Origin of the sequence: Paenibacillus sp. FSL H8-0261, from assembly GCF_045040645.1 — a bacterium.
Classification (GTDB): domain Bacteria; phylum Bacillota; class Bacilli; order Paenibacillales; family Paenibacillaceae; genus Paenibacillus_AQ.
Window position 1 is genome coordinate 3,682,517 of sequence record NZ_CP150297.1, and the last position, 22,814, is coordinate 3,705,330.

Here is a 22,814-nt window from a genome sequence, read left to right on the forward strand (position 1 = left end):
ATTGATATCTATACAATATTCAAAATTGTTCATAATAGCTTCCCTTTCATGAACAATTGAATCTCTTTTTAGATATTGATTTGTCTCTAACGAGTATTAAACTTTAAAGTGTATCAGAATCTCGGATTAAACTTTGTGTAGTTATATTTATATGTTTATTGTTGATTGTTCTTTTCGTACCTCTTAAATAAAAAGCTAATTATTACCATTAATTAACTTATATCAGTATCTTCATACACGTTCAGTCTTATAGCTTCAATTTTAAAACATTTCTTTAGCTATCCTTAATTGTCTTTCCCGTTCTTTAGTGGCAGCTTCAGCCACCGAGGAATTATTGGATATGTTTACCATTTTAACAGCATAGTCACTGCTTACCATAGCGTGTCCTCTCATATGTCCAGTTGCAATGGCTTGTGCAAAAGAACGAGCAGCATACTTACTTGCTTCGGTTGTGGACTCTTTCGCTAATTCATTGACTATGAATCCAACTTTTCTTAAGTCAAAGGCTCTGATACCACCAGTTAAACGTTTTCCTAGCGTTTCTATCCCTAAATCAATTCGCGGGTCATTTATAAGATGTTGATCCAAATGATCCAGGTGTTCAATAGCAACGCTCAAAGCCCATTTGGCCAGGAACTTCTGCGGTAATTTTTCAAGTGTCTCTTCAAGTTGATTTCTTAATTCATTATTGTCTACAATCTTTATCTTAGGACTACTGTAAGTAAAATCGTTAGTTGATTTTATTTGCTGCTCATGTTTATTCCATGCATATTCCTCAATGTTCAAACGATCTCTCCCCCATTACAGCACGGCACTCTTTAATTGTTTCAGATCTTCTTTCATAAAAAGCGTGTACCACACTGAAAAAATGTAAATTAGCCAGATTCTACGCGAATAATCACCTTTATTACTCCGATGCTGGATAAACATTTCTTCGATGATATTCATATTGAAAATTCCTTCAATACCACTATAGCGTATTTGCTCAAACATTATATCTGAAATCGGGGTCTTAAGCCAATCACGAATCGGTACGGGAAATCCTAATTTCGGGCGATTCACAATAGCATCAGGAACAATTCCTTCCATAGCTTTACGCAAAGCGAGTTTTGTTGTATTTTTGCCAATCCGATTGGAGACTGGAATTTTACTAGCCGTTTCGAAAACCTCTTTATCTAAAAACGGGACTCTTAATTCCAATGAATGTGCCATAGACAGCTTATCTGCTTTTGACAAAATATCGCCAGGCAACCAAAAATTCATATCAATAAACTGCATTCTTGTCGTAGGATCTAGGTGTACTGTCTTATCATAAAAAGGCTTAACGATATCCGTGGGATGTAAAAAGCTATTTTGAGCGTGTACCGACTCATGGAGCAAGTTCATCTTTCCGCTTTTGTTAAAGATATTAGCATTACCGAAAAAGCGTTCCTCTAAAGGTGTCAGCCCCCGAAGTAAATAGTTTTTTCCATAAAAATGATATGGATATATAGACAATGATTTTCGTAACGAATCCTTTATGAAATTGGGCATCCATGAAATGGGTCTTAACGCATCTGGCTCTTTATAGATTCGGTATCCTCCAAATAATTCATCAGCGCCTTCCCCGGATAGGACAACCGTGACATGATCTTTTGCAAGTTGATTTAGATGATAAAGAGCGATGGCGGAAGGATCCGCGACAGGCTCATCTAGATGCCATACCGTTTTCGGAATACTCTCAAAAAAGTCTTCTGTAGATAAGATGTGAAAATAATGATCCGTTCCCAGTTTAGCTGCCGTTTGATTTGCAATGATCGTTTCATTGTTTACCCCTTCAAATCCAATCGAAAAGGTCTTTGTGGATTCTTCTGCTTTCATCATTGCAGCTATAGCTGTAGAGTCAATTCCACTGGACAAAAAACATCCTCTATTCACATCACTTTGTAAATGAAGGTTTACAGACTCTTTCAATTTCCACTGAATTTCTTCCGCATAGTCTGCTAAAGATCGTTTTACCGGATGAAAATGGGGTTCCCAATATTTCTCGATCTTCATTTCACCTTTAGCGTTAACAAATACTCGCTCTGCAGGTCCTAATTTATAAATATGTTCAAACATCGTATCCGGTTGCGGCACATACTGAAAAGTTAAGTAGCTAAATAAACTTTGATACTGAAGCTTTCTTGGTACTCCGTGAACTGCAAGAATGCTTTTAATTTCCGAAGCAAATAAAAGGTTTTTCTCATCTTTGTAATAATAAAAAGGCTTGATGCCAAAATGATCTCTGGCAGCAAAAAGCGTCTGTTCCTTAACATCCCAAATCGCAAAGCTAAACATTCCTCGTAAATGATGGACACAGTCCTTACCGTATTCCTCATATAAATGCACAATGACCTCTGTATCTGATTGCGTTTGAAAGTGATGTCCCTTTAACTTAAGCTGATCTCGTAGTGTTTTATAATTATAGATTTCACCATTAAAAATAATCCAAAGGGAACGATCTTCATTCGTCATCGGTTGATTTCCATCACGTAAATCTATAACGGATAACCTACGAAAACCGAGCCCAATTCGAGAATCGAGCCATACGCCTTCATGATTAGGACCTCGGTGATTCATTGCGCCTGTCATTTGTTTTAAGGTTTCTTCTTGCGGGGGTTGTCCATTACATTTTAAGATTCCTGCTATTCCGCACATGCTATTGTAGTCCTTCCTATAGTAAAGATTAGGATATAGAGTGCCCACAATTGCGTTGATCAATCATCTTTTTTTAGAATCACGCAGGTGAATCGTACTTTAATCCATAAGAAAACGCCGAATGATTCACTATATGAATCGTTCGACGTGTTTGGATAAGGCTACATAAAGTTACTGTTCGCCAATAAGCTGCTTAACGATCTTCGCTTCCTGTTTGCGTAAGGCATCGTAATCGTATACTTCTTTAATTTCACCTAACTGGCTTTCAATAGTAGTTAGATCATTCATTTTAAAATAGTTACTCAAAATCTCGTACGGTGTCATTCCTGGTTTCTTCCCAGGTACATCTTCTATCGCTTCTTTCCATGGTAAGTTTGCCTTATCCATCGTTAGCTCCAAAGCAGCCCCAGTTTCATAACGGATACTTCTTTCTAAGAAAGAAGGCGACTCCGCTTGTCCGTTAGCAATAAAATCATACGCTTGCATAAATGTCACATGGTAAGGCTCCTGCTTGGTGGCCAGCACCATTAAATTACCGCCAGTTAACTTACTATAACGATATTCCAAATACCTTGCAGAACCTTCGATAGCCTCTGACTTCGTCTCGCCAATTAATTGCGGCCATTTATAGTATCTGTAATTTCGTACAACTGTCCAATCATGTAAATACTGTTGAACGAGTTCAGGATTGCTTTCAGCCATTGCTTGATCCAACAGCTTGAATTCGATACCCATCAATGCGTAATTTTCTTCATTTGCAGGATAGTTATCGATATGCTCAGCACCATTCGCATCATACGTCCAGTCTTTTTGTTTGAAGATATGAAACCCTTCGTGCAATAAAAAAGAAGAAAAATCAAAATACAGCGCGGGATCGCTAAACATTTTGGGATAATACTTAAAATACATTGTTTCCATTCCTTTCAGATTTAGCGTTCCAAAATTAGCTGGAAACCATGCTGAGAGGGTTGTCGGTGAAAAACGACTGATACGATATACCTTCGGTAAGCCCATCGACTCAGGCAGACTGATTTCTTGAGCAAAAATCCCTTTCTTCATAGGCACATTCACGGCAAACCCTTCGCTACGAAACAGACCGCTATCCTTAGTCGTTCGTACCAGTAACAAGGGTTTGGAGTCAAATCGATAATCCTTATTCCAGAGCTGATCACTGGATTGCTCAAAATGGTTATACAACTCGGATAACTCTGTCAGCATCCGCCGATCGGTTTCAGGCAAGGATTCAAACGTAGTACGGTAGGTCTTATTTAATAAAATCGATACCGTGCATATTCCAACTATTGCTGCCAATATCGTTAATAGAATGTTTCTTTTTCTATTTCTTTTGCTCATGATTTACCTCGCTGTTTATCTCTTGTTATATGAGTAGTATGATATAAGCTAAAAAAAACGTCAAATGATTCACTATATGAATCGTTCGACGTTTTCTTATTCACTCTTATTTTATCTCACTCATGAAGTTTCTGAAGTTCTCCACAATTTCTTTCGATCGGGTATGGTGTAAATAATGATCGCCTTCAAACATCATCATCTTCCCATGTAAGGAATCTTTGATCTGCTCTTCGTGTAAAGCTGCCCAACCCTCAACATCCGAATTATCTTTTACTAAGAAGAACATCACGGGAAGTTCTTTAGGGAACTTTAAGTTTTCTGCGTCTTTGAAGTTGCTTGAGAAATGATCTGCTTCGTTGATGATATTTGGATTCATCATGTTTTTAAGCGAAAGCATTCTATTTTGCTCTTTCGTTTTAGCATCAACATCGGGTGCAATGATTTGATCAGGCGAGAGTTTAACCAGCAATCTGTAGAAACCTGATTGTTTAAGTGATTTTAAGGCTGCTGTTGGAAGTTCATCGCCGGCTCCTTGTGCCGGAACACTGCTGTCGATCCCTACGAATGCACTAACTTCGTTTTTGTATTTGTTTACATAGTCTAGAGCATAAATTCCGGATATGGAGTGTCCCATCAGAATATAACGGTCTATATTTAATTGTTGTAAACTTTCATGTAACTCACTCACTATATTTTCAGTACTTCGTTCTTTTTCGGTGATATCACTTAATCCATAGCCAAATGGCTCAATCACAACCACTTTGTAAAATGGAGATAACTCTTCTACAAGCGGCTTAAAATCAATACCCGGCGCTGCAGTTCCATATCCTGGTAATAATACTACCGTCTCTTCGCCATTTCCATGAATCGTGACGTTCATGTTTTTTCCATCTACAGGTACAAGCTGACCATAGGGTTCAATTTTTCCTTTCTCGATTTTGTTGCAGATCACATTAACAGTAAAAACAATGGCTAGAAAAAGCGCTATGGCTATGACTATAACTCCTATTGCTTTCAGTAAAAAGAAAAATGTCTTTTTCATCATGTAATTCCCGCTCCCCACATATTTATATCTTCTCTTCTGTCCATTTCATTCTAACAGTCCAGTCTTAGATCCTGTGAAACACAAGTTTAAGTGAACCTTAACTTTCAGCATCAGCTAACAAAATCAAATTAAGCTTCCGTTAAGATAACTTTTATAAATATGATTCCACTTTCGTCCATTTGATATCATAAAAAAACACCTTTAGATATTCGCTGATTAGCCCATAAGACCATTCAACGATATTCTAAAGGTGTAAATTCACTTCATTAGCTACATTTTAGTTCAAAGATTCTTTACGCGATAAACGAATTTTTTCAGGCGTAACATCATTTCCCTCAGGATCTACAATCGTTACTCCCGATAGACTGTTACGAACTTGTCCACGAATTTCACGTAGATAATCTTCACGCAAAGCGATCTGTTCCACCCATTCACTTTTTGTCAGACCTTCTTCACGTTCTTTCCTGGCTAGTTCATTAATACGAGTCAAACTGGTAATCATCTATGTTCCTCTTTTCTAAGTTTTGATTAGCTTGCTAATAAATTTACAACCATCTGTTTCATAAGCCTTCTTAATAATAAACGTTCTTCGGGTAAAATTCCTGTTAATAATTTATCCAGTTGCTTATTCCATATACGTTCCACAGGTTCACAAAGATTACGTCCGGCTGGAGTTAGATACACTCGGCTTACTCTGCCATCTTCAGGATCTCTTTTTCGAACAACAAACCCATGACTCTCAAGTGATTTCACCATATTCGTAATAGTTGGAGGCTCACAATTCAGACTTTCGCTTAACTGGATCTGTGTCATTCCATCTGATCTCCATAACCGGCATAATAACTGTTCTTGGCCCACATGAAGATTAAATTCTCTAAGCAATGCTGCATAATCTCTACGCATTTCCGCTGAAATTCTATCCAGTAGTTCTCTTATCTCATCTTCAATCACAGCTTTTTCCCCCGAACCACCTTACAAATTAATTAGCATGCTAATTATATCATGTTTTTAAGAGGATTTCAAAGGTGGACGATTTTTAGATATCACCCACCAACGAATCCTCTTTAGGTTGGTACTTCATCATATAGAAATGGTCTTCAATTACTGTTTCTCGGGAGTCTCACTTCAAAGATTGTCCGCACCACACCGCTTTGCGCAGATACGGTTCCATTATGCTGCTCTACTATATTTTTAGTAATAAACAAGCCAAGTCCCGTACTTCCTGTTGGATGTGTTCGTGCACGATCCCCTGTGTAAAACATATCAAAAATTCGTGGCAGCTCTTCCGGCTCAATACAATTTCCATAGTTAATTACTTCAACGACTACCTCGTTAGCGTCTAAGTAACCGTGAATATCAATAAATTGACCATCGTTTCCGTATCGGGCCGCATTCGTAAGAAGGTTCTCAAATACACGTGCTAACAATTCCCCGTCACCGTAAATCATCAGAGGTTGTGTCATATCCAATCTGGAGGTTAGGCCATTTTTCTCAAAGACTGGATATAATTCTTCATTTAATTGTAAGAGAAGCTCACTGAGATCAATCGAGGATTTCTCAAGCTTAAGCTTGCCATAATTCATTCTTGTAATTTCAAACAGCTCATCAATCAATTTTTCTAAACGTTGAGATTTGGTATAAGCAATCGTCGTGTAATGCCTGGTCTGTTCAGGGGTTAATTGATTGTCTTTCAAAATAAAATCCAAATAGCCGATAACCGAGGTTAGGGGTGTACGCAAATCATGCGCCAGGTTCAACACGAGTTGATCTTTACTGCTCTCGGCAATGTCTCCCCGCTCAATGGCTTCTTGCATATTCTCAATGGCTAGATTGAGATCATGACCAATCATTCCAAATTCATCTTTGGAGGGTATATCTACTCGTTCGGAGAAATCACCTGATGCTAGTTGATGAATCCCCTTTGATATTTCTTTGAAGTATTTTGCATAAGGCTTAGTGAATAAGAAGAAAAATAGAATGGCTAGTGGTATAAAGATAATTAAAAATGTATTCACATCTCCAATATCTCTTATTACATAGCGAACTTTGGTTAGTGGATTTTCAAACTTCACTTCAGAGTGATAATATCGCTGGAGCGCCTTATAGATTAAAAAGGTTATCCCACCGGATACTAGCATACTGGCCATCAGCAGCATAATCATTTTTGTACGAAAACTATAAATCATTTTAGGCATTGGATGTATACCCTTCCCCTACAGTATTTATCTTTGTAGAGATAATGGTATATGAATTCAATCTAAATCTCAAATTATTAGCATCAGAGATCCTTCTTCTCAAAAATCCGCAAAGAAATGAGATAAGAACAGCTGAGTAAAAACACGTAAGCGAGTCCTAGTATGATATAAGGAATAAAGTTAGACTTCACTCCAGAGCTATGCCAGTTCTCTAGGTCAGGAAACCATTGAAGCAAGCTGCCGATCACGTTCGGACCAACCATTATAATCATCATAAATACGAGATTAACCACTTGCGTTCCTTTAGCCCCTAACCAGTAATGAATCGGTAAATAAAGCATAGCGAGGAGTGGGAAAATAGATATCGCAATACCAACCTCTTGCCAAAAATGAGGGGTTACCTCTTTACCTGTCATAATAATCAGGAGATAGGTAAAAGCAGTTGCTGCCAGCCCAACAAGAGCATACGGAAGGATTGAGAAGTATTTAGCACGGACAAGCTCTTGTCTCCGCACAGGAAGATTAACGAGAAACCGTTGCGTCATCTGCTGAGTATCCATAGAACAGGAGCTTATCAACAACAGCATGGGTGGCATTAGCGTAAATAAACTGAAGCTATGATAGTTCGAGTAAGCTATAAAAATAAAGAAAGGGATGAGCAACATCAGAAATTTACGCAAAAGAATGAAGTCTTTTTGAATAAGATAAAATGAATGATACACTATAAGTCCTCCTTAGCTTATAACTCTTCCCTGCTAAACAATCGTAGTGAAATCTTATATGAGAAGTACAAAATGAATAGATAAACGATCCCTATCAAACCTATCTGCACCAGATGATCTTGCAGCTTTAAATGGGTTATTTTTGCGAAAACTGATGAATGTGAGAGTGAAGATCCAGCGTTTATGGTGGTTATCGTTATAACTACATTAAAAAAGATATTGAAGTAATAGTTTTTGTATCCAAGCCAATAATGAATCGGCAGATAAATAGACGCAGTCAAAGGAATCATAAGTAACGTTAAAGATACCCCTATCCAATACACTGGGCTAATGGAATATCCAAATGAAAAGGAAATTAGAAACAAAGCAAAAGAGCAAACCAAACCGATGAAACTATAAGGAATCAGTGATAAGTATTTAGCCAAAACAATCTCTTGCCGACTTACTGGCAGTCCTATAACAAACTTTGTGTTGTTATTCTGTGCATCCATTGAACAGGAGTATACGAGCAGTAGTAAAGATTGAAAGGTAGCAAACATACTGGAGCTATCCAATTGTACATATGCAACAAACAAAATACTCAAGAGAAATAAAGGGATGAAATTCCGCAGGAGAATAATGTCTTTCCGAATTAACAGCAAGAGATTAAACATACAAAGCGTTTCCCTTTACCGTAAAATACATGATTTCTTCCAGCGTAGGTATTTCGCATATCGCTTGATCTCTTAAATACCGCGCCTCCTCAGAATTGTTGTTAAGAAGCGCCTCAAAACCAAGTGCTGTCTCTCTAATCCCAATGAAACACTTCCGCACATCCCGATCAAGCAACTCCTTGTTGCCTTTTACCAGCATATATTTATTAGGGAGAGATTCTTTCATCTCATTAAAAACTAACCTCCCCTCATTCACAAAAACAATATAATCCGCTATCCGGTCTAAATCAGTCGTGTTATGCGTGGAGAAAAGAATAGATTTCTTCTCATCCTGGATATGCTCGCTAAGCAGATCAAGCAGTTCTCTTCGGAATATGGGATCAAGACCCGCAGTAGGTTCGTCCATGATGAGCAGGTCTGCACCGTGCGATAAAGCAATGGCGAGCGAATACTTCATTTTCATCCCTTTGGAGAGCTCCTTAATCTTTTTCCGCGGGGAAAGCTTGAACATCTCTATGTATTTCCTATAAGTCTCTTTATCCCACTGACTATAAAAGGGGGCAATCATCTTACTCATCTGATCGATGGTTAATTGCTCGTAAAAGTAATTCTCATCAGAAACATACCCAATTCGATCTTTGTACTTTGCATTTTTTATGGACGTTTCTTTGCCAAAAATCTCGATATTTCCTTGGTCGGGTTGTACCATACCCATCATCATTTTAATTAAAGTTGTTTTCCCTGCCCCATTGGGTCCAATTAGCCCCGTTATATACCCTTCCTTAATACCGAACGTAAGTTCGCATAGGCTAAAATGGCCATATTTTTTAGATATTTGATTCAATTGAATGACATCGTTCATTCTGTCTCCTCCTCATACAGCAGTTTCAACATCTCACTGAACTCAGCAAAATCAATCCCTAACATTTTACTCTCGTCGATAATCTCCTTCATCTTATTCTCCATGATCCGTAGCCGCTGCTCACGAATAAACTCCTGATCTGCACCAGAAACAAAGGAGCCTTTTCCCACAATGGAATTGATAAGGCCTTCTCTCTCCAGTTCTTCGTAAGCTCGTTTTGTTGTAATTACGCTAATCTGCAGCTCTTTGGCTAACAGTCGAATAGAAGGTAAAGGCGTACCTGAGACTAACTCTCCTTGCAGGATCATCTGGCGGATCTGACTTACAATCTGTGCATAGATGGGTTCACCGGAAGTGTTGGATATCAATATGTTCATGAACTCGTGCCCTCACTCCTAGTTTATGTGTATTCAATGTATATATGTAATATATACACTATACCCATTGTTGTCAATGATCTTTCAAATCCACACAAAACAAGCCGATTCCTATGAACTAAGGGTCAGCTTGCTTGGCATACAGCGTATCTAATCATCATCACATCAATCCAGCACTTCTTAAAAAGCGACTAACAATGTCTATCTGATAGCGAATACGAAGGTCACGATCAAGACTCCAGCAGGTTTCCACAGTAAATGCCTTCGCTCCTAAGATACGGGAGACGGCTGCACGTGACGACCCGGGGCGCTCTCGTAAACGGATATTAAAATGATAAGAAGTATTAGCGATTGTTCGATTAATGTCTTTTATGATACGTCTTGCCGTAACCGTACCTTGGCTCCCCGGCTTAATAATAATAGACTGACCGAGGCGTTTCGGATTTCTTTGCGACAAACCGTTCGCTTCATGGAGATCAAGATACCAGGTGGGGCGATAACGCCGTACTAATTGAAGCAAGGCTACGGATAACGGATGTTTGGCAGATCCATTCCGAGTACGCGGAAACGTTCGGTTCAAATCGGGCACGCCCCGAATTCGTTTGCGATAAGCTTTTTGATTCATGAGGGGAACAATAATAAGCGTACCACGGTAAATATATAGTTCTCCTTGTCTTAAGTGATTCACGATGTTTTTCGCCGCGCGAATGCTTGCCGTTTCATTCCCGTGTATGCCGGACACCACCATAAACACAGGACCAGGGAGCCCACCTCTGATCACGTAATAAGGGGTGGCATGGGATGTGAACGATGCTAAAGTATAATTCTCAACGATCATCATGCTTCACCTCCGCATTTAGGTGTCCATATATTTGTATTCCGTAGGGCCCCAGTTGTCCTAGACAGATAAGCAAAAAAAGCCTGATTTCTCAGGCTTTAGAATTATAAAATTGTAACAATATGAAATTTTATTTATACGCGGGCAACCAATCTCCATGGGCTGTGATCAGTTCATCACACATATTCGTAATGTCATCCATCGACAGTTCGGCGGCTGTGTGCGGATCGAGCATAGCTGCGTGATAAATATGCTCTCTCTTATGAGTAATCGCTGCTTCAATTGTTAACAATTGTGTATTAATGTTCGTACGATTCAGTGCGGCACACTGCGGAGGCAGATCTCCCACGAAGGTTGGAGTAACGCCACTGCGGTCTACAAGGCACGGAACTTCTACACATGCTTCTTTCGGAAGATTGGTGATAAGACCTGTATTCATAACATTACCACCAATTTTGAAAGGTACATTCGTTTCGATGGCTTCCATAATGTAGGACGCATATTCATGCGAACGTTCATGTACAAGCTCTTTGTTATTTACTAATTCTTCACGCATCTTCTGCCACCGTTCAATTTGTTCTACACAGCGGCGTGGGTACTCGTCGAGTGGAATTTGAAAGCGTTCGATGAGCTCAGGATAATTACGTTTGATAAAATAAGGATGATACTCTGCGTTATGTTCTGAAGACTCCGTAATGTAGTAACCAAATTTAAGCATCATTTCATAACGAACCATATCCCCGTGATGCTCTTTCTGCTTCTCAGCAGCGCGGCGTTTGATTTCTGGATATAAGTCCTCTCCGTCCTTCGTAACCTCGAGTAGCCAAGCCATATGGTTAATACCGGCAATCTTAGCCTGTACACCTGTCTGATCCATTCCCAGATGCTCGAATAAGCCTGGAATACAATGCTGTACGCTATGACATAATCCAACAGTCTTCACACCACCATAAGTGTTCATCACATTGGTCAATACTGCCATTGGATTCGTATAATTCATGAACAGAGCATCTGGACAAACCTCTCTCACATCTGCAGCAAAATCAAGCATGACAGGAATCGTGCGTAAGTTGCGGAAAACACCACCGATACCAACCGTGTCCGCAATCGTTTGACGCAAGCCATATTTCTTCGGAATTTCAAAGTCTGTAATGGTACAAGGATCGTAACCCCCGACCTGAATCGCATTAATCACATATTTAGCTCCGCGCAAAGCTTCCTTACGATCCGTATAGGATTTCACGATACAAGTACTGCCACTACTTGCTTTTATATTACTCAGCATATTCTCGGAATCTTTCAGGCGCTGAAGATCAATATCATATAGGGCAAGCTCAAAGCCTTGAAGGGCTGGAGTTCTCATGCAATCTCCTAAAACATTTTTTGCAAATACAGTACTACCCGCTCCGATAAATGTAATTTTGGACATATGAAATATTCCTCCTTAAGTAGTGAGTTCTACGGTCTCGACATCGCTAGCCACTCAGAAAACCTCAATGAATTTCCCTTATAAACACTAGAATGTCAGAGGATATCCGTCTCTCTCTTCACTATTCACTATAAATGAGAGCGGTCTCAATGAGTATGGAGAAATACAATTCATATATGGATGTTTGTTGCATTTTAGTGATATGTCCTATAATCTAATTGTAATTCAAATCATGTATAGGAGGTCAGAAGCAAATGGCTTCAGAGCATTATCATTTCTCAGCAGGGCTTAATCTTGCTCCAGATGAACCCGACCTGACTGTATTGTTCAGCGGTGAAGGCAAACCGGTTCCTGGACATAAAATGGGGCCATCTGTTCACGATTACTACCTTATACATACCGTAATAGACGGAAAAGGCATATTTCAGAGTGGAAGTAACTCACAGGTATGTGGTACAGGAGATACCTTTGTTATTTTCCCAGGGGTATTATTCAGCTATCAGGCAGACATGGAACAGCCTTGGACTTATGTATGGGTGGCCTTGCAAGGGGAAGCCGTTCAACAGCTATTTAAAGAAGTGGGGATTACACCGGACAAGCCGTTAATACACATAGATAACCTTATAGAAATACATAACTTGTATGAGCATATTCGTTTTTCCTTTCAGCAGTCTGCTTATCCAAGGTTGGAAAGTTTGGAGGCTTCTGGGTGGCTGCGCCTTCTGGTGCACAAATTCGGTCTTGCGAACAAAAGTTCGCTCACCCCTAAATCCGCACAATTACCGGATGTTATCGACCGCCAGATCAATCAAGCGATCCGCTGGATCTCTCTCCAATTTCATCAACAGATCAGTATCGACCACATGGCATCCTCTCTTGGTTATCATAGGGCACACCTCTCTAAGGCCTTTAAGCAAAAGATCGGAATGTCACCCAAGCAATATTTGTTAAAGGTTCGCATGGATAAAGCAAAGGAACTGCTTGGAGGAACGCTCACCATCGACCAGGTATCCTCTTCGGTCGGTTTCAATGATGCGTTATATTTCTCCAAGCAGTTCCGTAAGTGGAGCGGTATGTCCCCCAGTGAATATCGAAGCCATCTTCGATCTGGCATATGATTGCTTATGGGTTATTTCATGGCTTTTGATAAAATCGAGGTGACAAACGCTGTCTTTCCTTCACAGTAAGCATCCATATCGTAGCGATGTTGTTCCGCCAAATGCTGTTTGACTTCTGCATATGCTTGACGTGCTTCCGCATTTGAACGGAGATAGTCTCTAAAAGCGATATGCTCCAAATACCCTTTTCCATCCTTAGGGCATACATACAGATGATATTTCATGAATTCGTCCGCTTGACGTCTTTTGAAGGCTTCCCTGCCCTCGATTCCCAAGTTCCCTTGATGTTCATAACCATGCTGTTGTAAACGTTCTATGATTTGTGGGAGTACATCGTAGCTATCCATTACAAGATCAAGATCTATGATGGGTTTAGCAGCGAGTCCTTCAATGGAAGTACTCCCCACATGCTCTATCGTAATAATGAGGTCGCCAACATAAGATAACAACTGTTCTTTTATTCTATCGAATTCTACCTTCCACTCTGGATCATAAGGGACAACTTCTACGACTTTCGTCTTCTGAGCGATGCTCATGCACCTCCTGCGTTGAATGTCTTCTTCTCAATTCCTCTATAGACTATCCATATGCATATAGCGGCCACAATTAGCGTTCCACCCATCAGACAGACGCCATTCCAGCCCCAATGCTGCCATGCAAAGCTTCCAAGTGTTGATCCAATAGCTCCACCTGTAAAAGTGCTAACCATAAACACCGTATTTATTCGGCTGCGCGCCGCCGGCTCAAGTGCATAGATCCGTGTTTGGTTACTAACCTGTGACCCTTGTACTCCAAGATCCAGGATAATAACACCGGCAATCAGGCTCCAAATTGTAAATCCAGCTAAACCGAAGAATCCATAAGCAATCAATGTCAGCAATAGTAGTATACCTACTATCTTTTTCGGTGCGATCCTATCAGCTAACCTACCGATAAATGGAGCACCCGCAGCACCTGCTACACCGATCAACCCAAACAAGCCTGTGATAGAGCTACTATAGTGGTAAGGTTCACCTTCTAGAAAGAAAGCCAGTGAAGTCCAGAACACGCTGAAGCCACCAAACATACAAGCACCAATCAATGATGCTTCACGAAGCGTCGAGTATCTGCGAATCAAACTCCCCATTGATTTCAGTAGATCTGTATAGGATGAATTATTTTCTGGTTTCGTCTTTGGAATTAGTTGGTATAAGATAAGGGATAACAATAGCATTATAGCTGCGGCAATCCAGTACATGGCTCTCCAGCCGAACATATCTCCTATAATTCCGGATATTGTTCTTGCAAGCAAAATACCAAAAAACAGCCCGCTCATTACTGTTCCAATAACCTTTCCTCTTTCTTCTGGCAAAGCGAGCTCCGCCGAGAGAGGAATGATAACCTGCGGCACGACCGTAGTAATGCCAATAGCAAAACTGGCGATATACATCCAAATAAGGTTCTGAGCTGTAGCGAAACCAACAAGTGATAGTGATACAGCAATAAGAAGTCCGGATATTAGTGTTCTTCGTTCACGGATGTCGCCCAACGGAACAAAGAATAACATCCCAAGCGCATAACCGATCTGAGTAAGCATCGATACATATCCTACTGCGTTAGAGGATGCATGGAATGTTCGTCCTATATCGGCCAAAAGGGGCTGATTGTAATACATATTTGCAACGCTTAATCCTGATGCAATGGCTAAAATAAGTATGAATTGCTTAGTTAGGCCTCCTCCTACACGAACTGCAGCGGGTGTGATAGATTGTGTCATGAAATTCTGTGCCTCCGATTACGTATGCTGCATAAACAGCAAGCTTTATTTTCCTAATACATTATAGCAGTCACTGTCAAGCTGACGTATTTCTGCGATATAATAATTATCCTAAATACAATGATCTGCATAAGTACAATTTATATTGAAATATATTGAGCGGGGAGTAAATAACATGCACCAGAATGACCGAATTATGACCAGATTGCGCAAAGAACCGTTAAAGAATGTCAGTTTATTAAAAATGCTAACCTCATTCCATGAAGTCATGGAGTCTCATCTTGTGGAGCAAGGAAATCAATGGGGTGTTTTATTGCTTCTTCCTGCTTCAGCGTACGCATATGATCATAGAGTATATCCTCAAGCGGATTACATCGTATTTATGGATTACAGCAGCCCAGATGTATTTCCGGCTCTGTTTCAATTGTTGCCTCCACAAGCAAAAATTGTTTTTAAACTGCAAGACGTGAACTATAAAGAGGCATTATCATCACATTTTTCAATGGAGAAAGTCCGGGGGTTCTACTCATACAGTACAGCTGAGGGACAAATCTATCCGAAGGACGAAGATGTTGTTATCAGTCAAGTGGTTGACGACAGATTAATTCCGCTGTGGGCCGCTAATCATTACACGAAAGACGAAATAGAAGACTATTTTCAAAACGGGGCTTTTTCCGTGTCAATTTTCCTAGACGACAATCCGGTCAGTACCTGCTTAGCGTTCCGTAATGAAGAAACTATCTGGGAAATCGGCGCTGTACATACTTTAGAATCCTCTCAAAGAAACGGGTATGCGAAAAAGGTGGTCCAAACCGCCATACAAGAAACGTTAGAACGAGGGTTTATTCCACGCTATCATGTGCTTGAAACAAATCAAGCTTCCATCAGACTAGCTGAATCAATTGGACTCATTCCTTGTGTACAGCTTGAACACTGGATTAACTACATCCAATAACACGCTTGATAGGAGGTGATTTGAATGAGTTATGGGCCGAACGAGAATCAGAACTATTATCCTCCCCCGCCCCCACCAACACCGATGAATGGCAAGTCAATCGCTGGTTTCGTCTTAGGAGTGCTTTCCATAATTGTTCCTTATATCGGATTTTTGTTAGGGATTGTAGCGGTTATTCTGTCTGCCCTATCCCTTAAAGAAATACGGGTTCGATATGAGCAAGGAAGAGGCTTAGCTATCGCGGGTCTGGTATGCGGAATTGTCGGCACTCTACTTTACGCCATATTAATTTTATTTTTCATTTTTTTTATATACGCAGCTTCTAGTTACCCATACTGATCTACACACAAAAAAAGGATCTCTATAGCCACCCTAATGGCTACAGAGATCCTTTTTCCTATCCTATGGACAAATCAGTAGGTTCCGTTGTTAAGCTGCTGACGATACTCCGTAGGAGTTACGAGGAACCGCTTGCGGAACATCTGTGTAAAATGTCGCATGTCCTGATATCCAATACGTTCGGCGATTTCTGCCACCTTAAGCTTCGAGTTTACTAGCAGCAGCTTCGCTTGCTCCAATCGTAAGGATGTCACATATTCTTTATAGCCTTGACCCGTCTTCTGTTTAAATAATTGACTGAAGTAGACCGGATTCAGAAATACAACGGAAGCAATCTTTTCCAAAGTAAGGTCTTCGTAATAGTGTTCCTTTACATATTGCAATGCGATGTCGATTGCTTTTTCGCCACTACCTTTCGCTGGCGTTAAATCCAATACTTGCGAATTCACTGCCTCTCTTAAGCTCGTTACGATCTGAGGGACAGTATTTATATCGTAGCTAAGTCCGGAATGGATCATTTGGAAAGGTGTTTTTAAATATTGCTTCAAATAGGTCCGCCCATCTTCCAGAAAAGATTCTAATCGTGCTTCTTCTCTTAAGGTGATTAATCCCAGCAGACTCTGGCGGTCATAGCTGACCACAAAACCGCTCCCGTCACGCTCTATCAGCTCAGTTAACACATTCTCTACAATAAAATGTTCTATCCGAATGTTTTTATCACCCGCATCCATTTGTAGCAAAATCAAATAGAAACATTGATGGTCTTCTATTAATTGGCTGATGTCTAAATTACCGAGATTAAAACCAGAAGCGAGCCTTTGAAATACACCTTCTCTTAAATATTTCAGACTTGACCTTAATCGGTCTTCATCTTTAATAAGCTTATGATCCTGCTCTATTTCTAGCGATAAGTTACTAATAATCTCAAGTAGCTTGCTTTTGCCGATCGGCTTAAGTAGATAATCTCTCGCTCCAAGACGAACGGCCTCCTGCGCATAGGCGAACTCACTGTGTGCAGAGATGACCACCCATTTGACATAAAGATACCGCCGCTTAGAAATCCTCATGAACTCTAGGCCATTCATACCGGGCATAAGAATATCTGTTAAGACGATATGGATGGACTGTTCCTCCATAATCTTGACAGCTTCTTCTGTCGACGCAGCAACATGTACACAATAATCTGGATAGATACTTCTTATAGTGCGCTTAATGCCTTCTCGGATCACCCGTTCATCATCAGCTATGAGAATGTTCACGACTATGCTCTCCTTCCTGCGGAATCGGCAGCATGATAGCAACCTCGGTTCCTTCTCCAGGTAAGCTTCGAATCACAAGACCATAGGATTCCCCGAACATATGCTGGAGCCGCCGATGCAGATTTTGAAGACCGATCCCCATTTTTCCATTTTCTTTCGTTGTAGGTCGATCCAAGGATTCCACCAGCGCATTCAGCTTCTCTGCATCCATACCTTTGCCATTATCTTGAACGACGATGTTCAGCACTCCAGTTTCTTCAAGTATACTCACCTTCAAAATACCTTGACGATCGAGCGATTCCAAGCCATGTTTTACAGCATTTTCAATGACCGGTTGTACAGTCATCTTGGGAAGGCGAACCTCAAGCCATCGTTCATCTATATTTATCTCAATCCGTAGACGACCTTCCAGCCGGATAGAAATAATATTTAGATAGTGCCCGATTTGTTCCAGTTCTTCTCGTAACGTGACTTCTACGTCAACTTCCCAATGACTGCTGTACCGGAACATCGAAGATAGCGAGAGAACAAGTTCTCCCAGTTGCTCATTCCCTTCCTCATCCAGCATCCAATAAATCATATCCAGAGTATTGTATAGAAAATGTGGGTTCACTTGAGATTGTAAGGCATGAAGCTCAGCATTCTTCTCACTGACGGAAGAAAGTTTTACCCGCTCGATTAGTTCTTCGATTCGGCGAACCATCCGATTAAACGAAGCAACAAGAATATTAATCTCTTGATAAGATGAAACATTCACCATTCCCCGAAAATTACCGATCTCCACTTGCTTCATCTCTCGAATCACCTTTTTAAGCGGCAAAGAAATCGTTCGTGAAACAATAGAAGCTATCAAAGTAGAGACGAGAACAAGAATCGAAAATACAATGAACAGATACCGTTTCATCTCTACCAACTCTACATTTAGGTCGCGATTAGGAGTGATACTAAGCACCCACCAACCAGAGAAGGACAGTTTAGAAGCAACAAGCAGACGGTTGGCTGTCTGTTCGACCACAACATTCTGGGAGTTCTGTAAAGACGGGAGCTGAGTTAAATCAGGTTCCTGATCTTCGGCAGAAGATACGAATCGTCCATCCTGCGACATTAAATACACCTGGCTATGCTCACCCAGCTTCACATTATCCAACGCATCCAGAACAGGCTTCGGATTCGTCTCGTACAGAACAATGCCAATCGGTTTGTGTTCATTGAGATCGTAAATCTGACGGCCGAAGGCAAACACAGGGCTATCCTCCACTTGATCGATAAGAGAATGTTCATAGACGCCGAGCCAGACCATTTTACCGGAGGAAGCTTGCAGCTGATGGTACCAATCTTCCTTCATATATTCGGGATCAACCACATTCATATAGTTTCCGTAATTATAGATCTTACCTTTATCTGTAATGACATGAATACCTACGAGATCATCCCGAGAATAAAATATAGCTCCTAAAATATTGGTAATCGTCTGTTCATTGATGTAAGCTACCGCGGGCTCTGTGCTTGTCTCATTAATCAAACGTATCAATTCAAAGTTATTGCTGAGTGATTTAGAGAGACTATCATACCCTTTGTACAGTAAGCTGAATAGATCCGCTGTCTGAGCGACATTCTTCTGCGACAAATCACTTATTTTCTCATGAAACTGTACGGTTGTCCGGTTGTAATAGAGCAGACTCACAATTAATAGAATGCTAGACATACAAAAAAGAAACAGCAAAAACAATCGATGGTGGATGGAATGAAAGCTGTTTCTCAAAAAGGCTTCCCTCCTCAAACTCATCTGTCCTGCTGCTTCTTCATTATAATTCCATTATTGTAATTTGCAATATAGATTTATCCTTTTACTGCGCCCGCCACCATTCCTTTTGTAATCTGATTGGATAAGAAGAAATAGATTAAAATGACGGGTAAGGCACCCATCACTAGAAATGCACCGATATTCCCATAATTTACAGAATACTGACTAACGAATGTGTACACACCAAAGGGCAAGGTCTTCAATTTCTCGGAGGAAATGAAGGTGGCCGCTAAGATATACTCATTCCAAATGTTGATGAACGTTAGAATACATACAGTCATTACCGGTGGTACAGATACAGGAAGAATGATCGTGCGGAAGATCCGATATACGCTCGCCCCATCAATAAAGGCTGATTCTTCAATTTCATGCGGAATGCTCTTCATAAAGCCACTTAATATGAACACCGCTATAGGGGTTGAAAAAGCAACATAAGGCAATATGAGCGATAAGTGTGTATTCAGAATATGCATATTTTTGAAAATGATCATCAGCGGGAGCAAGGTGGCCTGCATGGGAATCATCATCCCCATTAAGAAGATCGTCATGACCAAGTTGCCGTAACGCCAACGGAACCGTGAGATCGCGTAAGCTACCATCGAGCTAAGCAGGATAACGAAGATCATCGTTACACCAGTAACCAATACACTATTGGATAAATACTTTAGATAACTACCGGACTTATAAGCCTCGCTATAGTTATGCCACTGAAATACTTTAGGAAATGAGAAAAAACTTCCTCCCAAAATCTCTTCATTGGTCTTCAAGGAATAGAGCATTAACCATAGCAGAGGATATAGCTGGGTAACGACAGGAATCGCAAAGAGAAGATACACGAGTCCTTTTTTAAAATATAAGAACGTATTAGTTTCACGGAATACATTATTCTTATATTTCTCGCTTAAACGCTTACCGTCCTTGTAAGGACGCTTTGGGCGTTTATGCTTGACATTCCGCATGATCGCGCACTCCTTTGCTAACTGAATTTTTTCTCAAGCTTATTAAAGATAGTATTAATGCTAGCAGTAAACACAAGGCACAGTATGACCAAGAACGAAGCGATAGCACTACCATATCCATATTTAAAGGATAAGAATGAACTGTTGTACATATGTGTGGAAATAACATCTGTAGCATGAGCAGGTCCACCGGCTGTCATGACCATAACGAGATCAAAAGCCTGCAAAGATCCTATAAAGGCGAGTACGATAGATATTTTAAAGATTGGAATAATCAGCGGAAAAGTAATATATCGATCGGCTTTGAATCCGTCAGCCCCATCAATCTTTGCCGCTTCATACAGCTCATCCGGGATATTCTGAACACCGGTATATTGAATCAGCAAATGGTAGCCAAAATATTGCCAAAGAGATACTGCATAAAGCGCAAACATCGCAATTTTAGGTTCTGTGATCCAATTGTGAGTCCAGCTATCCAGCCCAAGAGAGATCAGGACGCCATTCAACATCCCGCCCATGGAGACAGGGTCATAGATCGTTTTCCAGAGCTGCCCAATGATAACCACCGACAAAATAACCGGCGTAAAGTAAATAGAAACTAAAGTGTTTCCTTTTCTCACGTACCGATTTAGCAGGATAGCCATCAACAAACAAAATGGAATTTCCACCATGGAAGCCACAGCATAGAGTAACGTTCTTTTTACAGATGGCCAAAACACTGGATCATGAAAAAACATCTCTTTGAAATTAGCAAGTCCAGCAAATGTTTTCGTAGTCGTAATTCCGTCCCATTGCAGCAATCCTGTATAAAAGGATACTAGGATAGGAGCAAACACCAAGCACACATACAAAAGCAGGCAAGGTAACACGAAGACGGCGATTGTGCGCGCTTGAACCTTTAGTACCTTCATTATTTCCGCCCCCTAGAATGTAAACACGATGCGAAGAAGCGTTTAAGCACCCTCGCATCGCGTTTTCAAAACCTTCTTATTTATTAGCTTCAAATGCGGTTTGATGTTCTTTAGCTACTTGGGCGGAATCCACTTTTTGAACAAAAAGATTTTGGATGCTGCTTAGATGGACTTGTGCCGTAGCTGGGTTCATGGTGTTGTCAAAGGCCAAGTCGCCACCTTTAACCTGATTGAACAATCCTGAAATGTTGATCGCCAGATCAGAATATCCTGCGCCTTTCAGGTCTCCATCCACTTTTTGACCAATCCCTACAGCATTTTTAAGTTCAAATTGTTTTTTAGGAAGATTCAGTGTGAAGAAATTCAAGAAATCTTTCGTTTCTTGTAAATGCTCACTGTTTGCAGAAATCGCAAAGGCGCTACCTGGTGCGAGCATGAATTCATTTGGATCCCCTTTACCATTAACACTTGGGAATTGAAAGGCTCCTGCTTTACCAGCGACTGAGGAAGCGTCAATTGCACCTGTTTCCCATGAACCGATAACCCACATAGCAGCTTTACCGGATTTGAAGATATTACCACCTGCATTAGCATCGATGGAAGTTGCTCCATCTGGGAATGCACCTGCTTGCACGAGGTCTTGGAAACGATCTACAGCTTCTACGAAAGCAGGATCTTCAAATGTTTTTTTGCCATCAAGTACATCTTGAAGGAAGCCAGGTCCTCCATTGGTGCGAAGCAGGATATTCATGAACAAGAATGAACCTGTCCAGGAATCTTTTTCACCGATCGCGATTGGCGTAATGCCTTTTGCTTTCAAGGTTTTTACATCTTGGAGTAGTTCATCGAATGTTTTAGGAGTGTCTGCGATGCCCGCTTGCTCGAAGAGTTCTTTATTATAGTAGACTACCTCGATGTTATTACCATCTGGCAGCGCATAAACATTACCATCGAAGCTGTAGTAATCAAGTAGACCGGATTGATAAGTGTCTTTCAGTCCATTTTGATCCAGCATGTCATTCAGAGGAGCAAACAGCTTTGCATCAACGAAAGGTTTCATTTGTGCAGCCGGGTTAACAATCGTAATATCAGGAATTTCTTTGGAAGCGGCTTGTGTTTTCAATTTAACCTTTTGCTGGTCCGTATTTAAAGTATCCAATTCGATGTGAATGTTAGGGTTTTCTTTTTCATATTGGTCAACTAATTCATGAAGCATCTTATAAGAAGGTGTTGCTGGATCCGGGTAAATATTTTGAAAAGTAATCGTGACCTTCTTACCGCTTTCGGTTTTTGTAGTTCCGGCATCTGGAGCATTCGTAGCTGTATTCCCTTTCGACTCTGTAGCGCCTTTACTCTCGTTGTTGTTTGAATTTCCACACGCTGCCATACTTAAAACCAAAGCTGCTGATAACGCAATTGTTGAAGTTGCCTTCATTTTTTTGCTGACCATTGTTTGACGCCCCCTATTTTCGTTATAGGCTTATTATTGTACTGTTAAGCGCTTTCAACAAGGTGTCAAATTTAAGATATATGGTTTGTTTTTTCTAGAAAAATACAATA

General features: G+C 40.5%; 23 protein-coding genes. 3 read left to right on the forward strand and 20 right to left on the reverse strand.

The window, feature by feature from the left end; translation table 11 throughout:
- Window positions 1-261: 261 nt before the first annotated feature.
- The 13 genes from MHI27_RS16225 to MHI27_RS16285 all read right to left on the reverse strand — a co-directional run bounded on the left by MHI27_RS16225 (window position 262) and on the right by MHI27_RS16285 (window position 12,153).
- The gene (locus MHI27_RS16225; protein ID WP_405174195.1) at window positions 262-786 is read right to left on the reverse strand and encodes a putative immunity protein; all 525 of its coding nucleotides are present in this window, start codon (window positions 784-786) and stop codon (window positions 262-264) included.
- 15 nt (window positions 787-801) lie between these two features.
- Window positions 802-2,679 carry an asparagine synthase (glutamine-hydrolyzing) gene (gene asnB, locus MHI27_RS16230; RefSeq protein WP_405174196.1) on the reverse strand — a complete coding sequence of 626 codons (1,878 nt, stop codon included), beginning with the start codon at window positions 2,677-2,679 and terminating at the stop codon, window positions 802-804.
- A 171-nt stretch (window positions 2,680-2,850) separates the two neighbouring features.
- Window positions 2,851-4,032 carry a hypothetical protein gene (locus MHI27_RS16235; protein WP_405174197.1) on the reverse strand — a complete coding sequence of 394 codons (1,182 nt, stop codon included), beginning with the start codon at window positions 4,030-4,032 and terminating at the stop codon, window positions 2,851-2,853.
- Window positions 4,033-4,138: 106 nt separating this feature from the next.
- Window positions 4,139-5,077: an alpha/beta fold hydrolase gene (locus tag MHI27_RS16240; RefSeq protein ID WP_405174198.1), complete on the reverse strand. Its 939-nt coding sequence runs from the start codon at window positions 5,075-5,077 to the stop codon at window positions 4,139-4,141.
- A gap of 277 nt (window positions 5,078-5,354) precedes the next feature.
- Window positions 5,355-5,579 carry a DUF896 domain-containing protein gene (locus MHI27_RS16245; RefSeq protein WP_149647472.1) on the reverse strand — a complete coding sequence of 75 codons (225 nt, stop codon included), beginning with the start codon at window positions 5,577-5,579 and terminating at the stop codon, window positions 5,355-5,357.
- A gap of 26 nt (window positions 5,580-5,605) precedes the next feature.
- Entirely contained in the window at window positions 5,606-6,028 is a 423-nt protein-coding gene (locus MHI27_RS16250; RefSeq protein WP_231573276.1) for a MarR family winged helix-turn-helix transcriptional regulator, read from the reverse strand.
- 146 nt (window positions 6,029-6,174) lie between these two features.
- Entirely contained in the window at window positions 6,175-7,272 is a 1,098-nt protein-coding gene (locus MHI27_RS16255) for an ATP-binding protein (protein ID WP_405174199.1), read from the reverse strand.
- 83 nt (window positions 7,273-7,355) lie between these two features.
- Window positions 7,356-7,994, reverse strand: coding sequence for an ABC-2 transporter permease (locus MHI27_RS16260; RefSeq protein WP_405174200.1), 639 nt, complete (start codon window positions 7,992-7,994; stop codon window positions 7,356-7,358).
- A gap of 17 nt (window positions 7,995-8,011) precedes the next feature.
- Window positions 8,012-8,647, reverse strand: a complete 636-nt coding sequence (locus MHI27_RS16265; protein WP_405174201.1) for an ABC-2 transporter permease — start codon at window positions 8,645-8,647, stop codon at window positions 8,012-8,014.
- Entirely contained in the window at window positions 8,640-9,509 is an 870-nt protein-coding gene (locus MHI27_RS16270; protein ID WP_405174202.1) for an ABC transporter ATP-binding protein, read from the reverse strand. Before MHI27_RS16270 ends, MHI27_RS16265 begins: the two co-directional genes overlap by 8 nt.
- A complete protein-coding gene (locus MHI27_RS16275; protein WP_042188506.1) occupies window positions 9,506-9,886 on the reverse strand; it encodes a GntR family transcriptional regulator in 381 nt (126 codons plus the stop codon). The genes MHI27_RS16270 and MHI27_RS16275 overlap by 4 nt, the downstream gene beginning before the upstream one ends.
- Before the next feature lie 160 nt (window positions 9,887-10,046).
- Complete coding sequence (locus MHI27_RS16280) at window positions 10,047-10,724, reverse strand: succinylglutamate desuccinylase/aspartoacylase family protein (RefSeq protein WP_405176753.1); 678 nt, start codon at window positions 10,722-10,724, stop codon at window positions 10,047-10,049.
- Window positions 10,725-10,854: 130 nt separating this feature from the next.
- On the reverse strand, window positions 10,855-12,153 hold the full coding sequence (locus tag MHI27_RS16285) for an alpha-glucosidase/alpha-galactosidase (RefSeq protein WP_405174203.1): 1,299 nt from the start codon (window positions 12,151-12,153) through the stop codon (window positions 10,855-10,857).
- 254 nt (window positions 12,154-12,407) lie between these two features.
- On the opposite strand from MHI27_RS16285, the gene MHI27_RS16290 reads away from it, so the two are divergent.
- Window positions 12,408-13,271: an AraC family transcriptional regulator gene (locus tag MHI27_RS16290; protein ID WP_405174204.1), complete on the forward strand. Its 864-nt coding sequence runs from the start codon at window positions 12,408-12,410 to the stop codon at window positions 13,269-13,271.
- An 11-nt stretch (window positions 13,272-13,282) separates the two neighbouring features.
- On the opposite strand, the gene MHI27_RS16295 is transcribed toward MHI27_RS16290, so the two are convergent.
- Together MHI27_RS16295 and MHI27_RS16300 are read right to left on the reverse strand one after the other, a co-directional pair.
- Window positions 13,283-13,807, reverse strand: a complete 525-nt coding sequence (locus MHI27_RS16295; RefSeq protein ID WP_076283636.1) for a GrpB family protein — start codon at window positions 13,805-13,807, stop codon at window positions 13,283-13,285.
- Window positions 13,804-15,027 (reverse strand): MFS transporter, encoded by a 1,224-nt coding sequence (locus MHI27_RS16300; protein WP_405174205.1) that lies wholly within the window; start codon window positions 15,025-15,027, stop codon window positions 13,804-13,806. Before MHI27_RS16300 ends, MHI27_RS16295 begins: the two co-directional genes overlap by 4 nt.
- 175 nt (window positions 15,028-15,202) lie before the next feature.
- Between MHI27_RS16300 and MHI27_RS16305 the strand changes: the two genes are divergently transcribed.
- On the forward strand, window positions 15,203-15,982 hold the full coding sequence (locus MHI27_RS16305) for a GNAT family N-acetyltransferase (RefSeq protein ID WP_405174206.1): 780 nt from the start codon (window positions 15,203-15,205) through the stop codon (window positions 15,980-15,982).
- Window positions 15,983-16,006: 24 nt separating this feature from the next.
- Entirely contained in the window at window positions 16,007-16,321 is a 315-nt protein-coding gene (locus MHI27_RS16310) for a DUF4190 domain-containing protein (RefSeq protein ID WP_283907517.1), read from the forward strand.
- Between the two features lie 74 nt (window positions 16,322-16,395).
- On the opposite strand, the gene MHI27_RS16315 is transcribed toward MHI27_RS16310, so the two are convergent.
- The 5 genes from MHI27_RS16315 to MHI27_RS16335 all read right to left on the reverse strand — a co-directional run bounded on the left by MHI27_RS16315 (window position 16,396) and on the right by MHI27_RS16335 (window position 22,704).
- Window positions 16,396-17,580: a response regulator gene (locus MHI27_RS16315; protein WP_405174207.1), complete on the reverse strand. Its 1,185-nt coding sequence runs from the start codon at window positions 17,578-17,580 to the stop codon at window positions 16,396-16,398.
- Window positions 17,561-19,342, reverse strand: a complete 1,782-nt coding sequence (locus MHI27_RS16320; protein ID WP_339241375.1) for a sensor histidine kinase — start codon at window positions 19,340-19,342, stop codon at window positions 17,561-17,563. Before MHI27_RS16320 ends, MHI27_RS16315 begins: the two co-directional genes overlap by 20 nt.
- A gap of 77 nt (window positions 19,343-19,419) precedes the next feature.
- Complete coding sequence (locus MHI27_RS16325; protein ID WP_405174208.1) at window positions 19,420-20,343, reverse strand: carbohydrate ABC transporter permease; 924 nt, start codon at window positions 20,341-20,343, stop codon at window positions 19,420-19,422.
- Between the two features lie 17 nt (window positions 20,344-20,360).
- Window positions 20,361-21,254, reverse strand: coding sequence for a carbohydrate ABC transporter permease (locus tag MHI27_RS16330; RefSeq protein WP_405174209.1), 894 nt, complete (start codon window positions 21,252-21,254; stop codon window positions 20,361-20,363).
- Between the two features lie 76 nt (window positions 21,255-21,330).
- Entirely contained in the window at window positions 21,331-22,704 is a 1,374-nt protein-coding gene (locus MHI27_RS16335) for an extracellular solute-binding protein (RefSeq protein ID WP_042188568.1), read from the reverse strand.
- Window positions 22,705-22,814: the final 110 nt, after the last annotated feature.

Coding starts and splice junctions, on each gene's coding strand:
- MHI27_RS16310 (WP_283907517.1), top strand. CDS start 16,007: ATGAGTTATGGGCCGAACGAGAATCAGAACTATTATCCTCCCCCGCCC.
- MHI27_RS16300 (WP_405174205.1), bottom strand. CDS start 15,027: ATGACACAATCTATCACACCCGCTGCAGTTCGTGTAGGAGGAGGCCTA.
- MHI27_RS16255 (WP_405174199.1), bottom strand. CDS start 7,272: ATGCCTAAAATGATTTATAGTTTTCGTACAAAAATGATTATGCTGCTG.
- MHI27_RS16275 (WP_042188506.1), bottom strand. CDS start 9,886: ATGAACATATTGATATCCAACACTTCCGGTGAACCCATCTATGCACAG.
- MHI27_RS16285 (WP_405174203.1), bottom strand. CDS start 12,153: ATGTCCAAAATTACATTTATCGGAGCGGGTAGTACTGTATTTGCAAAA.
- MHI27_RS16245 (WP_149647472.1), bottom strand. CDS start 5,579: ATGATTACCAGTTTGACTCGTATTAATGAACTAGCCAGGAAAGAACGT.
- MHI27_RS16270 (WP_405174202.1), bottom strand. CDS start 9,509: ATGAACGATGTCATTCAATTGAATCAAATATCTAAAAAATATGGCCAT.
- MHI27_RS16290 (WP_405174204.1), top strand. CDS start 12,408: ATGGCTTCAGAGCATTATCATTTCTCAGCAGGGCTTAATCTTGCTCCA.
- MHI27_RS16240 (WP_405174198.1), bottom strand. CDS start 5,077: ATGATGAAAAAGACATTTTTCTTTTTACTGAAAGCAATAGGAGTTATA.
- MHI27_RS16280 (WP_405176753.1), bottom strand. CDS start 10,724: ATGATCGTTGAGAATTATACTTTAGCATCGTTCACATCCCATGCCACC.
- MHI27_RS16265 (WP_405174201.1), bottom strand. CDS start 8,647: ATGTTTAATCTCTTGCTGTTAATTCGGAAAGACATTATTCTCCTGCGG.
- MHI27_RS16305 (WP_405174206.1), top strand. CDS start 15,203: ATGCACCAGAATGACCGAATTATGACCAGATTGCGCAAAGAACCGTTA.
- MHI27_RS16330 (WP_405174209.1), bottom strand. CDS start 21,254: ATGAAGGTACTAAAGGTTCAAGCGCGCACAATCGCCGTCTTCGTGTTA.
- MHI27_RS16335 (WP_042188568.1), bottom strand. CDS start 22,704: ATGGTCAGCAAAAAAATGAAGGCAACTTCAACAATTGCGTTATCAGCA.
- MHI27_RS16325 (WP_405174208.1), bottom strand. CDS start 20,343: ATGCGGAATGTCAAGCATAAACGCCCAAAGCGTCCTTACAAGGACGGT.
- MHI27_RS16235 (WP_405174197.1), bottom strand. CDS start 4,032: ATGAGCAAAAGAAATAGAAAAAGAAACATTCTATTAACGATATTGGCA.
- asnB (WP_405174196.1), bottom strand. CDS start 2,679: ATGTGCGGAATAGCAGGAATCTTAAAATGTAATGGACAACCCCCGCAA.
- MHI27_RS16295 (WP_076283636.1), bottom strand. CDS start 13,807: ATGAGCATCGCTCAGAAGACGAAAGTCGTAGAAGTTGTCCCTTATGAT.